This is a genomic window from Acetivibrio cellulolyticus CD2, assembly GCF_000179595.2.
Classification (GTDB): Bacteria; Bacillota; Clostridia; order Acetivibrionales; family Acetivibrionaceae; genus Acetivibrio; species Acetivibrio cellulolyticus.
This window is the reverse complement of record NZ_JH556653.1, coordinates 1,222,767-1,237,160: the sequence shown is the minus strand read 5'-3', so window position 1 is coordinate 1,237,160 and position 14,394 is coordinate 1,222,767. Positions and strand designations below refer to the sequence as shown.

The following is a 14,394-nucleotide window of genomic DNA, read 5'->3' as shown; positions in this document are numbered from 1 at the left end:
GTTGTCAGTAGGTGCACACGCTATTGCGTTCATTTGCTTTCCTTCTTCCAGAAATTCTTCAATTTATCTCGTAATCAAGCACCATGTCGAAGTCTGCACGCTTTCACGTCAGGATATTTATCCCTATCTACCTCATTACAAGATAGCCTTCGCTTCCTCGACACTCCCATACCCACATTCCCGTCGGTTCACCTTGCGGTTGCCTACCTGTCAATTGACAGGAGAAATTTGGGCTTACCACGTTTCACACAGATAACATATTTCAGATGGGTTAGGTTCTGCGATTCCGCCGGTAGCTGTACATCCGTGTAATCCCAAACACGTAAGGAGTTAACTTAGCTACTTACCTTTTGGTTAAAGCTTATCAGCACTTTTAGCTTTTTGACATTGACGACGTTTATATGCAGTTTATTTAATTTAACCATACCATCCACAACCTAGCTCCCTAACCGCTTTAGTGCTAGCAGAATTCCAGATTCCTCACGGATTCCAGTTCTTCTCTTTCGAGAAAGGGTTGCATTGTCACAACAGCTTAGAACCCAAGGTGTTACCACCTACGCACCGTTGTCAGATTACTGTTAACGGAATAACAGGTTTATACTACTTAATGTAGCTAAACATTTATCTGTGCGACCTCGTGTCGCACCATATTCCATATCCAATGAGCACATTCTCCAATTACCATTACCTTTTTCACTCTACCATAACCTGCTCTTGCGGCAGAATCAAATAGAACTTTCTTAAATTCTGCTACACTGCCAATGTGTGTAATAAATTCCTTTATATTTGTTATATTGTTTTGAGTCTGTTTATAATACTAATATAATGCTCAAAAAAACTTCAAAAGTGCAACAGTAAATTTTCACAAAAAGCACGAAATGTACTATGCGCATAGGTCACAAATTTTTGAATTGTAAGAAATTTTCATTTGCGAATAAGTTTTTAAAAATGATAAAGTAAAAATATAAAAGAAATGGAGGTCAATTATATGAAAAGGATTCAATTTGCATGTTTAGAGCAGACAATACGTTTTGAACTAAAAGAGGAAGTAGACACCTTTAAAAAAGGTATGGATAAAAAGCGTGTACTTTATAAAATTTTGGAAGAAAGCTCACAACCTGATGGTTCTACAATTATTAAACTTAAGAGGCAGTATAATTCATATGACTGTGGCGATTATCTAAAATAATTATGCTAATAAGATTTATACCAACTATGAAACAATAAAAGTTATTTGACCCTATAAGAAATTATAATTGAAATGGCTAAAGTCTGATTTTTGTGGATTGCGGCCGTTTTGCTTTTTTGCACAGTTTAATTAGCTGTAAAAAAAGTGTTTTATTATAAAAAGTTTTACTTACATTGAGAAAATAAAAAATGATAAAATTAAAGTACAACGTGTAGTTTTGATAAACGTAAGTCCAGTTGTCAGAACTGCATGTTTTTATATGGGGCTAAGTATTTTTTAAAAGAACAAAATGTAAATGAAAGATAGGAGAAGTAAGAAAAATAATGTATCAAATTGGTGATTTTATTATTTATGGCAACCATGGTGTATACAAAGTGGACGGAATTGGAACTCCCGGAGTTTGTGGAATCGATGAAAACAAACTATATTATACAATAAGCGCTGTTTACGGTAATGAAAGGATATTTACCCCGGTTGATACAAATGTGTTTATGCGTAAGATTATTACTTTTGATGAAGTGCAACAGCTGATATCCTTAATTCCATCAATCAAAGAAAGTGTATACTGCAACAGGAATATAAAATTAGTTGAAGACCATTATCAGGAATACCTGCAAGCCTATGACTGCCGCGATTTAGTAGAATTGATAAAAAGTATCTACACAAAAAAGACTATCGTAGCTGAGCAGGGGAAGAAACTCGGTCAAATTGATGAACGTTTCATGCGTAAAGCTGAAGAATTGCTCTACGGTGAACTTGCAGTAGCTTTGAAAATACCAAAAGAAAGCGTAAAGGGATATATCGAAGAAAGAGTAAAAGAATTCGATAATGCGTATTTAATAAAATGTTGAGGTGAGAATTATGAATATAGTAAATGAACAAGTAAGCCATATTTTGTATAGAGAAGGAAAAGTAATCAGTCAGGAAGAGAATACGCTTTCTATCCAATTTTCGCAGGAGTACGGGATAAAAAAATTCGTATATCCTGATGTGTTTGAAAAGTACCTGAAGTTAAAGAATCCCGAAGTTGAAGTTTCTGTGCTTGAAGAATTAAAGGATAAACAAGCAATGCTTGAGGCTAAAGCATTACAGGAACGGCAGGAATATGAGGCTATGTTAAGAAATAGGGAAGATAAAAAATCTAAATCATCAACTCGTAAAAAGAAATCACCATCAAAAAGCAAGGTAGCCAAATTAGCTGATGAGGAATTTGAGGAGAATGACGAGTAATGAGCATACAAGAATCTCCATGTAAAAGTTGTAAAACGAAACATTGTTTAACAACATGCGCTCGTTGGACAGAGTGGTTTCGTTCTTTCTGGACGGCTGTTATAGCGTTATTTGGAAGGGCTTAAAAACAGAAAAGCTAACGGATTACCGGTAGGGCTGTAAAATTTTTTGTGTATTTCCTTAGCAGGTTGAATACAAAAAGTGGTAGTTTAATTTTGAACTACCACTTTCTTATTAATTGTTGTGCGCCTTTCTATTCTGGTGCAATTACACCTTTCTTCAAAATAGCATTGGCGTAGATTGCTCTCTCTCCTGTTGCAACAATACAATATGCCTTCTTGGCTGTATCATAAAATGAAAATCTCTCAATAAAACCAATTGCACTTTTTGCTCTGTCATCATGCGCAGCAACAACTGTTTCAATTTCACTCCATATGGGTTGTATCGGATCATCCTGTGGGCCTGCCTGCATCAACTGGATAGGCTGTTCCACATATGTATCAAGTGGGAATACTTTTAAGACAGCATCCAAAATATCTATGACACCATGTCCATCGGCACGAATTACTAAGGAATCTCTACCTACAGACTCAGCCGGGAAATTACCATCTGCTAGAACAATACAGTCACCATGCCCCATTTCACACAATATTTTTAATAATTCCGGAGATATAATACTTGGAATTCCTTTTAACATCTAAATGACCTCCTAATGAATGACGTAATAGGTTTATTCTAACTTTTTTTTGATGGATTTACAACCGCCCATATCTATATTATTATGGGAATTTCTAAAGCTGCTGAACGGATTTATGCAAACAATATAGAAGTAGATTTGGTTATCATTGAGGGAAAATTAGGAATTGTCATAAATCTATTGAGGAGTTTATAAATACTGCCGATAAAAAATATGAAATTCAGTTAATTCTTTATATAAGGTTAATAAAATCCTGCAACTTGAAACTACAATAAAGATCTTGAAGCTGTTGAATTTGAGAAAAATATATATGAAAGAATAAGCAATTCTGAATAGAAAAGTTGAAGAGGTCAAAATTAGCATTTCTCAGTCTTCTTACGAATGATTCAATAAGTATTAAAAAGGAATTTAAATAAAACGTGAGCATGAAAACTAACTATGAAAGCACGATAATTGGATAAACCAACAAAGGGGTAGTATGTAAAATTGTGCATATATATGTTAAAAACGATAAATAACAAGGAGGTTGGAGAAAATGTCGGAAGTATTAGATGAACTACAGGAATTGGAAGAGGACACTCAAAAGGGCAGATTTCTGACTTTTATTATTGGGAAGGAGGTATATGGGATTGAAATAAAATATGTTACGGAAATAGTTAACATCCAGAAAATAACCGAAGTGCCTGAACTGCCAGATTATATCAAAGGAATTATCAATCTTAGAGGCAAGATAATTCCAGTGCTTGATGTAAGGCTGCGGTTCAAGAAGGAATCAAAAGAATATAATGATAGAACATGCATTATAGTTATAGACATAGGGGATATTTCTGTTGGGCTTATTGTTGACAGCGTTGCAGAGGTTATTGCAATAACAGAAAATGATATTGTGCCTCCCCCTGACGAAAATACTGGATTCCACAACAAGTACATAAAAGGAATTGGAAAAGTTGGTGATGAGGTAAAGCTCATTTTGGATTGCAGTCGACTTTTAAGTGATGAGGATTGTGAAAGCTTAATTAAAGTATCTTAAATAAATGCAAATGTAAAAATAACAAGGAGGGTAAATTTATATTATGAATAAATTTAAAGATTTCAGTATAGGCAAAAAAATGATAATTGGATTTGCTTTAGTAGCTGCAATTGCAATGGTTATAGGAATTGTGGGTTTTTATGGAATGAGACAGGTTATGAATGGAGAAAAAGTGCTTGGGAATGAAGACTTGCCAGCAATAAATAACCTGGAAGTTGTAAATGAAGCTACAACAGCTGTATTATTGGGAGAACGAGGTTTGTTGATACCTCAAATGACTATGGAACTTCGGGAAGCAAATTATACTTATATGAACAATGCAATGTCAAGGATTGAAGAAGCCTGGAAGGTGTATGACAATATACCAAAAACTGAAAAGGAGAAAGAACTTCTGGATAAATATAAAAGCAGCCTGTATGCGTGGTTTGAGGCGCATGATGCTTTTATTGCAATTGAAAAAGAAAGGGACAAACTTATTGTATCTGGTATCGGTTTAAATGACGAAAGAATATTAAAGCTGGATAATGAAGCTTTTGATGCATCTCTTGTGTCAAGAGAGAAATATCTTGCTGGTCAAGCAGTGCTTGATGAATTAATTACTACGGTTAACCAGGGTGTAAATCAAACAGTTAAAGATGGCCAATCAACATATAATTTTGTTTTAGCAATATTGGTAGTGACACTTATAGCAGGTGTTATCATTGCTATGATTCTCGGGTTATTCATTTCAAAATTGATAAGCAAGCCAGTTGCGGAATTGGTAGATGCTTCTCAAAAGATTGCAAAAGGAGATTTGGATGTTGATATAAAAGTAAATTCAAAGGATGAAGTTGGAAAGCTTGCTGAGGCTTTTAAAGAAATGGCTGATAATGTAAATGAAACAATGTTAAATATTAGTTCTTCAGCAGCACAGGTTACATCAGGTTCAAGGCAGATATCAGTGTCCAGTCAGGCGCTTGCACAGGGTTCTACAGAGCAGGCAAGCTCTATTGAAGAGATAACAGCTTCTATAGAGGAAATTGCTGCACAGACAAGGCAAAATGCTGCAAATGCAACTAAGGCAAATGAACTGGCTCTAGGAACAAAGGCAAATGCAATTTTAGGTAATGAAAAAATGAAGGATATGTTAAAATCAATGGATGAAATAAATGTATCTTCAAACAATATATCCAAAATAATAAGGGTTATAGATGACATAGCCTTCCAGACCAATATACTTGCCTTAAATGCAGCGGTTGAGGCAGCAAGAGCAGGACAATACGGTAAAGGGTTTGCTGTGGTTGCAGAGGAGGTTAGAAATCTTGCAGCAAGAAGTGCTGATGCTGCTAAGGAAACAACTGCTATGATTGAAGGATCGATCAGGAAGGTTGAAATTGGAACAAGTATGGCTAATGAAACGGCAAAGGCATTAAATCAGATTGTTGAAGGAATTACTGAAGCAGCTACATTAGTGGGAGATATTGCAACAGCATCTAATGAGCAGGCGTCAGGTGTAGCACAGGTTAACCAGGGAATTACTCAGGTTTCTACAGTAGTGCAGACAAATTCTGCAACATCTGAAGAAAGTGCTGCAGCAAGTGAAGAACTAGCAGGACAGGCTGAATTGCTCAAGGAAATGGTTGGAAGGTTTAAGTTGAAGAATGCAGGCTATTCTGCATTTAATCATATGAGTACTATAAACCCTGATATTATGAAGGCACTTGAAGATATGGTAGAAAATAAAGCAAGGAGTAGTACCGAAAACAGAAATAAGGCAGTTATGAAAGAACCTGACAAGGTTTCTGCAGGTGTTAAAATAAATCTCGGAGATAATGATTTCGGTAAATATTAATCATGCTTTTAAAAGTCGATTCAGTATAATAGTTTTGCTATTATACTGAATCGACTTAAAGTATTGCTAGTAAATTTGTGAGGTGAGGTTATATGCAGAGAGACTTTAGAAATGAACCTATGCTTGAAATGTATTTGTTTGAAACCAATCAACAGATAGAAGAATTGGAAAGGATACTATTGGAAATTGAAAAATCAGATGGGTTTGATACTGTTTCTATAAACGATATATTCAGACTAATGCATACCATTAAAGGTTCTTCGGCAATGATGATGTTTAATAGCATTGAAACTCTTTCTCATGCGATGGAAAATCTATTTTCATTTTTTAGAGAAAATGATGGGGTGAAAATAGACAATTCAGAAGTTGTCGATCTTATACTTGAAAGTGTTGACTTTATAAAGGAAGAGATTTTAAAGATTGGGAATGGGAACAATCCTGACGGGGATGCCTCAACTCTCATCGGTAGAACCGATGCTATGCTTGCCAAGCTAAACCAGGAAACAGGTACTTCAGGTATCGCCAAACAGCAAGAAAGTTCAGATAAAGAGAGGTATTACGTTGGTTATGCAACAGATGATTTAGTATTAAAAAATAGTTTTAAAGCCAAAGTTTTATTTGAAGAAGATTGTGAAATGGAGAATATAAGAGCTTTTGCGCTTGTACATAGCTTGAAAGACAGTGCAACAGTTATTTCACATATTCCTCCTGATGTTATTAATCAAAATGATGCAGCGGAGGAGATCAAAAAGAACGGATTTGAAATATTTTTTAAGACTGACTTGTCCTATAATGATATAAAAAGCTTACTATTGCAGACCTTATTTTTAAAAAACCTTGAATTGGAAGAAGTAAATGATTGTAGAGAAGTTTCGGATGCACCTGTGAATTTCGATAATATAAATGAAAATGTTATTAAAATTCCCGAAAAGTTAAAATCAATAAAAAATGAGGAAAACACTAAAAGCAGTTCTGCCCACACCGGGATGATAAGCGTAAATGTCCAGAAGTTAGACAAGCTTTTGGATCTTGTAGGTGAACTGGTTACTTCCGGGATGATGGTTACAAACAGCTCGAATTTAAAGGGTTCTAATTTGAATGAGTTTAAAAAAGCAGCAACAATGCACCAAAAGATAATCAATGAACTTCAGGACTTAAGTATGGCACTTAGAATGGTGCCTATTTCAGGAACCTTTAGTAAAATGAGTAGGATTATAAGAGATGTAAGCAAAAAGCTGGGTAAAGATATTGAATTGGAAGTGATAGGAGAAGAAACGGAAATTGACAAGAATATAATTGAAAGTATCTCCGACCCTCTGATGCATTTGGTTAGAAATGCAGCCGATCATGGAATAGAAGACAAAAATGAAAGAGCTTCTATGGGCAAGAAGGAAAATGCCAAAATTATATTGGAAGCAAAAAATATCGGCAGTGAAGTTTGGATTATGGTGAGGGATAACGGAAAGGGGCTCGACAAGGAGAAAATTTATAATAAAGCCTCTCAAAAGGGATTGGTATCTAAATCCATTTCTGAGATGTCAGATGAAGAAGTTTACTCCATGATATTTCAGCCCGGTTTTTCTACTAAGGAAATAGTGACAGAGTTCTCAGGACGTGGTGTTGGTCTTGACGTTGTAATGAAAAATATAAACAGTATTGGTGGCAGTGTTTCTGTTGACAGCAAAAAAGGGGAAGGCACAAGCTTTATTATAAAAATACCGTTAACTCTGGCAATTATTGGTGGCATGGTGGTGAAAGTTGGAAAAGGGAAATATACAATTCCTACAACAGGGGTTAGAGAAAGTTTTAAACCCATTCCAAAGGATATTATATGTGATCCGAACGGTAAGGAGATGATTATGATCCGCGGTATGTGTTACTCTATTGTCCGCCTGCATAGTGTTTTTGCAATGGATACTCAAATAACGGAATTTACTAATGGTATTTTTATTCTTGCAGAGAACGAAAGGGAAAAGTATTGCATTTTTGCAGATGAGTTAATCGGAGAGCAGCAGGTCGTAGTAAAAGCACTTCCAAACTATATTAACAAACGGATTCGTGGAGTATCAGGATGTACATTGCTTGGAGATGGAAGTATAAGTTTGATTATTGATTTAGAAAGTCTTCTTGCATAAAAATTGGGGTGGATAATATGAGGGATAATGTATTTAAGTGTAAGCCAGATATATTAGTTGTGGATGATATGCCTGAATATATTGATAATTATATAAGACTTTTAGGAGAGAAAGGTTGCAGTGTCAGAGTTGCTAAAACTGGGAAAGATGGATTGGCGGAAGTAGAAAAAAAGCTTCCGGACTTAATCCTTCTTGATGTTGCTATGCCCGGAATGAATGGATTTGAAGTTTGTACAGTTATTAGAGGTTGTGAGAATTTTGGAAATATTCCTATAATTTTTATGATCGTCGATAATGATGTTAATAGTATTGTTCAGGGATTTAAGGCCGGAGGTCAGGATTATTTGACTAAACCGCTTAATGAAATAGAATTTATATTAAAAATTGAAAACCATTTGAAGCTGAAATTTATGTCAGAAAATAATGACGCAGAACTTAAAGACATAAGCGAGTCGACTGACGGGAAGATGCTTTTTGATGAGATATTTGAAAGTATAAACATTTCAGCGCATGATGTTTTTGAAAATACCGTTGATGGAATAGTTGTGACTGGCCCTGAAGGAGAAATTCTGTATTTAAATAAATTTGCAGAGCAAATTATTGGATGGGAACAAAAAGATGTAATTGGGAAAGCTTTTGAAGAAATCTTTCATCTTTTTGAAGGGGATCCATGCAATAAGGCTCCGAATCCGGTAAAAAAGGCTATTGAGACACGCAAAGTTGTCGGGCTTGCAAAGAATACGTTATTGTTAACAAAAAACAAGGAATATATTTATTTGTCTGCCGGTATTTCTACAATTCAAGATAGGGATGAAAAAGTTAAAGCTGTAGTAATTGTGTTTAGAGATATATCAAGACTTAGAAGAAGAGAGATCAATGTTGAAGAGAATGAAAGAAAGTATAGAGCTTTGTTTAATAATACCCTTGATGCTATATTTGTGTCATTGGTTATGCCGGATAATGAATTGGGAAAAATTATTGAGGTCAATGATGCTGCCTGCCGTTGGACGGGTTTCAGCAGGGAAGAACTACTGAACATGGAGATTACTGATTTGATGAAAGTTCTTAAGGTAGAGTCTAGTTCATATTCAAACACAGGCATGGTAAATTATGCAATGATAAATGCCGAGGCTGGAGTGATCAAAAAGAATCAGGGTATACTGGATAACAATAAAGTATACTTTGAGAGCAGTATACACTACTTTACCTTAAATAATCAGAAGATAGCATTATCTATTAACCATGATGTAACCAGTTTCAGGGTTGCTCAGGAGCAAATGCTTCAGGCTAAAAAAATAGCAGAGGAAGCAAATAAAACAAAAAGTATATTTTTAGCAAATATGAGTCATGAAATCCGCACACCACTAAATGGAATTATAGGGATGAGTGATTTGATGCTAAGGGTTAAAATGACGCCAGAAGAGCAAAGAGAGACTACAAAAACAATTATTTCCTGTTCTCAAAATCTATTGCACCTTCTGAATAATATTTTAGACTTTTCTAAGATAGAGGCAGAAAAGGTTGAAATAAGCAGTAATGTGTTTGACTTAAAGGAAATTATCGGGGAATCAATCAATATGTACAAAATCCGGGCAAAGGAAAAAAGCTTGGATATTAGTGCTGGTTTTCAAGATGGTCTGGAAAACTTGTGGATAGGTGATAAAGTAAAAATCCAGCAGATATTAAACAACCTTATAAACAATGCTATAAAGTTTACTATAGAGGGTAGAATCAATGTTTTGGTAAATAAGTTGAATGATGATGGCAGTTGCTGTGAGCTGCAGTTTACTGTCAGTGATACCGGTATTGGGATAGAAGATAAAGACCTAAATAAGCTCTTTGTAGCATTCAGCCAGGTAGATGGTTCATATACAAGACAGTTTGGGGGAACTGGCCTTGGTCTTTCAATTTCAAAGAAATTAGTTGAATTAATGGGTGGCAGGATTTGGGTAGAAAGCACAATGGGTGTTGGAAGTAGATTCAATTTTACTCTCAAACTCACAAAGGCAAACGATTCGGAAAAACATACTATAAAAAAACAAAGTGACTTATTGGTAGCCAAGAAAGATGGCTTGAGGGGAAAGAAGGTGCTTCTGGTTGATGAGGAAAAAGTCAACCAACAGTTGTTCATAAAGATAGCAGATTTCTGTATGATTGAGACTGATGTTGCAAATAACGGTCTCGAAGCGGTGGATGCAGTTAAAGACCAATTTTATGATTTAATTTTAATGGATATTCAAATGCCTGTTATGGATGGCATTGAGGCGACAAAAAAGATTCGGGAGTATCAAGAAACAAGAGGAATGTATACACCAATTATCGCAGTTACTGCCAATGCATTACAGGGTGATAGGGAAAAATTCATTGCTTTGGGGATGGATGATTATTTGGCAAAGCCTTATACTGTTGAGGAATTGTTGAGTGTAATTGCAGGTAAAATTGATGAGAAAACAGATGTATCCAATGATATTTCTTTTTCAAAATTGGTACTTGGTGGTATAGACAAAGCAGATCCTTCAAAGAATGGTAATTGGAAATCCAACGATGCTAAGGAATATTGCGAAAGGCTACAAGCTGCTATATTGGAAAGAGATCAGCAAAATGCTGAAAAATACTCTCATCTCATCAAAGAGATGGCTGCCAATTCCGGTTTTGATGACGTTAAATATGCTGCATTTGGTATAGAAATAGAGGTTCGTAAGAGAAATTTTGCTGAAGCCGAGGTTCTTATTAAAGAGCTTATAAACCTATTTATTGCTATTAGAGAATAAATATTGGTATAGAAAAGGTAAACCAATTAAATGAGGAGGTCCTTTTTATGAGGATACTAATTGCAGAAGATGATTATGTTAGCAGGCAGTTTCTTTTTAAGCTGTTATCACAGTATGGTGAGTGTGACATGGTTATAGACGGAATGGAAGCAATAGAGGCTTTTATGATGTCTATAAGAAAAAAACAGCCATATGATCTGGTTTGTCTTGACATTATGATGCCAAAAGCCGATGGTACAAGAGTTCTAAAAGCTATCAGAGAATTGGAAAAACAAAACAATATTGCACCGCAAGATGCATCAAAGGTTATTATGGTTTCAGCCTTAAATGAAGTAGAAATTGTAAATGATTCATTTGATTCAGGCAGTGAAGGTTATGCAGTGAAGCCTTTGAATACTGAAAAATTCATTACACTGCTGAGAAAACTCAAATTGATAGACTAACTAATTTCGCACCATAAAGAGTTTGTGAAGAGAATAAAAGTTTGAAAGAAACCTTAAACGGTAATGAAATGGGAAGCTAAACTATTTCATTACCGTTTTTAATACTATTCCACAATTTTGTAGTAAATCTTTGCAGTCAGTGCATAAACCAATCCATATATAGCTGCAAATACTAGCAAAGTACCTACCGTACACCAGAAAAAGAGTGTGACATTTGTAAGGTTCATTAGTGCAAGCAGCTTGGTGATCATTTTGAAGGCTGCTGCAATATGGACTGCTGCTGCTGCAATGGGAAGGAAGAAAACTTTCAGTACTTGTGAACGTACGGTTGACTTGATTTCGTCGTGGCTCATGCCTACCTTTTTCATTATTTCGAAACGTTCCTTATCATCATAACCTTCGGATATTTGCTTGTAGTAAATAATTAATGCCGTAGCCATCATAAATAAGGTGCCTAAGAATAATCCAAGAAATAAAAATCCACCATATAGTACATAGAATTGCTTTGCAGTCTTTTGTCTGGATTCTGTGAAATTTACATAGCGATAGCTAATGCTGCCATCCTCCTTAGTGTATTCTTCTTTTTCCCTTGTGGCATTATCTACAGCATCTGCACATGCTATTTTTTCATCGTTTGTGCCATCTATGTCGAGTGAAATTTCATATTCCGGTGAGCTTGCATTTTCGCCATAAGCACTCAACTGAGCATTCATTATTTGTGACAGTAAGGCGTCACTGCTTAGAACAACATAATGGACATTCATTAAAAATGCAGCATAATCACTTGTTGATGGAAAACTATCAAGACGATTCTTTACAGTGTAAGTTTTTCCGAACAAGGTAAAATTATCGCCAAGTTGGCGGTTGCTGCTGTATGAAAGCACATTATAACCACTTATATCTGCGGATTTGCCTGTAAGATGTTCATATTCCTTTGAGGTTATGAAGCAAAAAACTTCAGTACCGGAGCTTCCAAATTGATTTTTAGTATTGGTAATAAACTGACCGTCACTATAGCTTACTGTAAATACCAGGTATTCGTAGTCGGTCAATTTTTTTATTGTCCGTCCTTTTGAGGACACGGCTTTAAGTACTGATTTAATAGTTCTATCCCGGTCATTGTTCTCTTTAGCATCTTTTATGACTGTTATGTCGTGGGGATATCTATTGTCTATGGCATCTTCTGCTCCAAGATACAAGGATACTGTGCCGCTTACCATAACAAGTACCATAGTTGAAAGAATACAGATGTTGGCAAGTCCTACTGCGTTCTGCTTCATGCGGTAAAGCATTCCAGAAACCGATGTAAAGTGCTTTGTCTGATAATAATACTTCTTGTTTTTACGAAGCAGTTTAAGAAGAGCTATACTTCCTGCATTAAAGAGAAAATAGGTACCCATAATTACAAGGACAACTGCCACGAGGAAAAGCGATATGGCATCTGTTGGGGTTTCGGTTGTAAGTGCGATGTAATAACCGATTCCTAAGGATATAGCACCTGCTATTGCCATAATAGCTTTAGTTTTTGGCTCTTTTTCACCTACATTTCCACCACGAAGCAGCTCGATTGGTTTTGCGAGCTTTATCTGCCATAGGTTTGATAAAAGAATGAGTATAAATGCTGCAGAAAACAGGCATATAGATGCCTTTATCCCGTATGTCGATATAGAGAAGCCAAACGGTACTGGAAAATCCAAAAGTTTCGAAAAGAGCATAAAAATCAGCTTAGATAAAAGAATACCTAAAAACAGTCCTGTAATGATGGAAACAACACCTGTTATGGCAGTTTCAAAAAACAAAATTTTGGCTATATGCCGTTTCTCCATTCCAAGAATATTATAAAGTCCCAGCTCTTTTTTCCGGCGTTTTATCAGAAAGCTGTTTGTGTAGAATAAAAAGATTACAGCGAATAGAGCAATGACAAAGGTTCCAGCTCCCATCATAGATTCAAGTGCATCAGCGCCGGGCATTTTTTTTATTCCTTCATTTGTTTTTATGAAACACATAATGTAGAACATTGCCACAGTGAAGATACATGTCAGGATATAAGGAAAATAAAATTTTCCGTTCTTTTTTATGGTGGTTATGGAGAGCTTCGGAAAAAACAGCTTACTCATCATGATCACCTCTTGCAGCTTCAGCGGTTTTTGTTGCAAGCATGGTCAAAGTATCGGATATTTTGCTGAACATTTCCTCTTTGCTCATATTTGCACGGTAAATCTGATGAAATACCTCTCCATCCTTAATGAAAAGAACACGCTTTGCATGGCTTGCAGCCTTAACGCTATGGGTTACCATGAGAATAGTTTGACCATCATTGTTTATTTCATTAAACAGGTGGAGCAGACTGTCAGTGGCGTGAGAATCGAGTGCACCTGTTGGTTCATCGGCCAGAATCAGCTGTGGATTTGTAATAAGAGCACGGGCAACAGCCGATCTCTGCTTTTGACCACCGGAAACCTCGTAGGGGTATTTTGTGAGTATATCATTTATGCCTAGTTTTGATGCAATAGGCTTTAGACGGTTGTTCATTTCATCATAGGATTTTCCTGATAGAACAAGGGGCAGAAATATATTGTCCTGCAAAGAAAAAGTATCAAGCAGATTAAAATCCTGGAATACAAAACCAAGATTATTTCGACGGAATGCGGATATTTCCTTTTCCTTTATTGAGACAATGCTTTTGCCGTTGAGCAAAACCTCACCGCTTGTGGGTTTGTCAAGGGATGCGAGAATGTTTAGCAGTGTGGTTTTACCGGAACCTGATTCACCCATTATTGCAACATATTCACCCTTTTCAACTGAAAAGGATACATTAGTCAAGGCCTGAACATGATTACTGCCGAATCGTGAGGAGTATACTTTTTTAAGATTACTTACATTTAATATTTCCATTTATTTTAACCTCCTGGTGATTTTAACATTATTAATCTGTTATAATGCTAAAAATAAATTTCATCTGCTCTATGGTCTGCATTTTGTAACCAATAAATATACAGAGCACTTAAGAAGCAACTTGTCATATTCATTGTAGCAAAACGAGGAAATGTACTGCCATTGATTTGGCT

11 protein-coding genes and 1 pseudogene are annotated in these 14,394 nt (G+C 35.8%); 8 read left to right on the top strand and 4 right to left on the bottom strand.

The features are described from left to right. Positions 1-646: 646 nt before the first annotated feature. A pseudogene (locus tag ACECE_RS30580) lies at positions 647-787 on the bottom strand (ISKra4-like element ISAcce1 family transposase); the annotation flags it as partial. 201 nt (positions 788-988) lie between these two features. Between ACECE_RS30580 and ACECE_RS0207515 the strand changes: the two are divergent. From ACECE_RS0207515 to ACECE_RS0207505, 3 genes are all read left to right on the top strand, one after another. After that, the gene (locus tag ACECE_RS0207515; RefSeq protein ID WP_010246271.1) at positions 989-1,189 is read left to right on the top strand and encodes a hypothetical protein; all 201 of its coding nucleotides are present in this window, start codon (positions 989-991) and stop codon (positions 1,187-1,189) included. 323 nt (positions 1,190-1,512) lie between these two features. Then, complete coding sequence (locus ACECE_RS0207510) at positions 1,513-2,040, top strand: CarD family transcriptional regulator (RefSeq protein WP_010246269.1); 528 nt, start codon at positions 1,513-1,515, stop codon at positions 2,038-2,040. Between the two features lie 10 nt (positions 2,041-2,050). Beyond that, the gene (locus tag ACECE_RS0207505) at positions 2,051-2,419 is read left to right on the top strand and encodes a hypothetical protein (RefSeq protein ID WP_010246267.1); all 369 of its coding nucleotides are present in this window, start codon (positions 2,051-2,053) and stop codon (positions 2,417-2,419) included. A gap of 253 nt (positions 2,420-2,672) precedes the next feature. On the opposite strand, the gene ACECE_RS0207500 is transcribed toward ACECE_RS0207505, so the two are convergent. Continuing rightward, a complete protein-coding gene (locus ACECE_RS0207500; protein ID WP_010246265.1) occupies positions 2,673-3,116 on the bottom strand; it encodes an RbsD/FucU family protein in 444 nt (147 codons plus the stop codon). Between the two features lie 535 nt (positions 3,117-3,651). Between ACECE_RS0207500 and ACECE_RS0207495 the strand changes: the two genes are divergently transcribed. The 5 genes from ACECE_RS0207495 to ACECE_RS0207475 all read left to right on the top strand — a co-directional run bounded on the left by ACECE_RS0207495 (position 3,652) and on the right by ACECE_RS0207475 (position 11,326). After that, entirely contained in the window at positions 3,652-4,146 is a 495-nt protein-coding gene (locus ACECE_RS0207495; RefSeq protein ID WP_010246263.1) for a chemotaxis protein CheW, read from the top strand. Between the two features lie 43 nt (positions 4,147-4,189). After that, complete coding sequence (locus ACECE_RS0207490) at positions 4,190-5,977, top strand: methyl-accepting chemotaxis protein (RefSeq protein ID WP_010246261.1); 1,788 nt, start codon at positions 4,190-4,192, stop codon at positions 5,975-5,977. Between the two features lie 92 nt (positions 5,978-6,069). Continuing rightward, a complete protein-coding gene (locus ACECE_RS0207485) occupies positions 6,070-8,112 on the top strand; it encodes a chemotaxis protein CheA (RefSeq protein ID WP_010246257.1) in 2,043 nt (680 codons plus the stop codon). 17 nt (positions 8,113-8,129) lie between these two features. Then, positions 8,130-10,883, top strand: coding sequence for a response regulator (locus tag ACECE_RS29200; protein ID WP_010246255.1), 2,754 nt, complete (start codon positions 8,130-8,132; stop codon positions 10,881-10,883). Positions 10,884-10,930: 47 nt separating this feature from the next. After that, positions 10,931-11,326 (top strand): response regulator, encoded by a 396-nt coding sequence (locus ACECE_RS0207475; RefSeq protein WP_010246252.1) that lies wholly within the window; start codon positions 10,931-10,933, stop codon positions 11,324-11,326. A 104-nt stretch (positions 11,327-11,430) separates the two neighbouring features. Here ACECE_RS0207475 and ACECE_RS0207470 read toward each other — a convergent pair whose 3' ends face one another. Further along, positions 11,431-13,443, bottom strand: coding sequence for an ABC transporter permease (locus ACECE_RS0207470; protein WP_010246251.1), 2,013 nt, complete (start codon positions 13,441-13,443; stop codon positions 11,431-11,433). Then, positions 13,436-14,221 (bottom strand): ABC transporter ATP-binding protein, encoded by a 786-nt coding sequence (locus ACECE_RS0207465; RefSeq protein ID WP_010246247.1) that lies wholly within the window; start codon positions 14,219-14,221, stop codon positions 13,436-13,438. Before ACECE_RS0207465 ends, ACECE_RS0207470 begins: the two co-directional genes overlap by 8 nt. Positions 14,222-14,394: the final 173 nt, after the last annotated feature.

What these genes read in the sequence shown, in the direction of transcription:
- ACECE_RS0207515 (WP_010246271.1), top strand. Translation starts at nt 989, where the DNA reads ATGAAAAGGATTCAATTTGCATGTTTAGAGCAGACAATACGTTTTGAA.
- ACECE_RS0207500 (WP_010246265.1), bottom strand. Translation starts at nt 3,116, where the DNA reads ATGTTAAAAGGAATTCCAAGTATTATATCTCCGGAATTATTAAAAATA.
- ACECE_RS0207465 (WP_010246247.1), bottom strand. Translation starts at nt 14,221, where the DNA reads ATGGAAATATTAAATGTAAGTAATCTTAAAAAAGTATACTCCTCACGA.
- ACECE_RS29200 (WP_010246255.1), top strand. Translation starts at nt 8,130, where the DNA reads ATGAGGGATAATGTATTTAAGTGTAAGCCAGATATATTAGTTGTGGAT.
- ACECE_RS0207470 (WP_010246251.1), bottom strand. Translation starts at nt 13,443, where the DNA reads ATGAGTAAGCTGTTTTTTCCGAAGCTCTCCATAACCACCATAAAAAAG.
- ACECE_RS0207505 (WP_010246267.1), top strand. Translation starts at nt 2,051, where the DNA reads ATGAATATAGTAAATGAACAAGTAAGCCATATTTTGTATAGAGAAGGA.
- ACECE_RS0207490 (WP_010246261.1), top strand. Translation starts at nt 4,190, where the DNA reads ATGAATAAATTTAAAGATTTCAGTATAGGCAAAAAAATGATAATTGGA.
- ACECE_RS0207485 (WP_010246257.1), top strand. Translation starts at nt 6,070, where the DNA reads ATGCAGAGAGACTTTAGAAATGAACCTATGCTTGAAATGTATTTGTTT.
- ACECE_RS0207475 (WP_010246252.1), top strand. Translation starts at nt 10,931, where the DNA reads ATGAGGATACTAATTGCAGAAGATGATTATGTTAGCAGGCAGTTTCTT.
- ACECE_RS0207510 (WP_010246269.1), top strand. Translation starts at nt 1,513, where the DNA reads ATGTATCAAATTGGTGATTTTATTATTTATGGCAACCATGGTGTATAC.
- ACECE_RS0207495 (WP_010246263.1), top strand. Translation starts at nt 3,652, where the DNA reads ATGTCGGAAGTATTAGATGAACTACAGGAATTGGAAGAGGACACTCAA.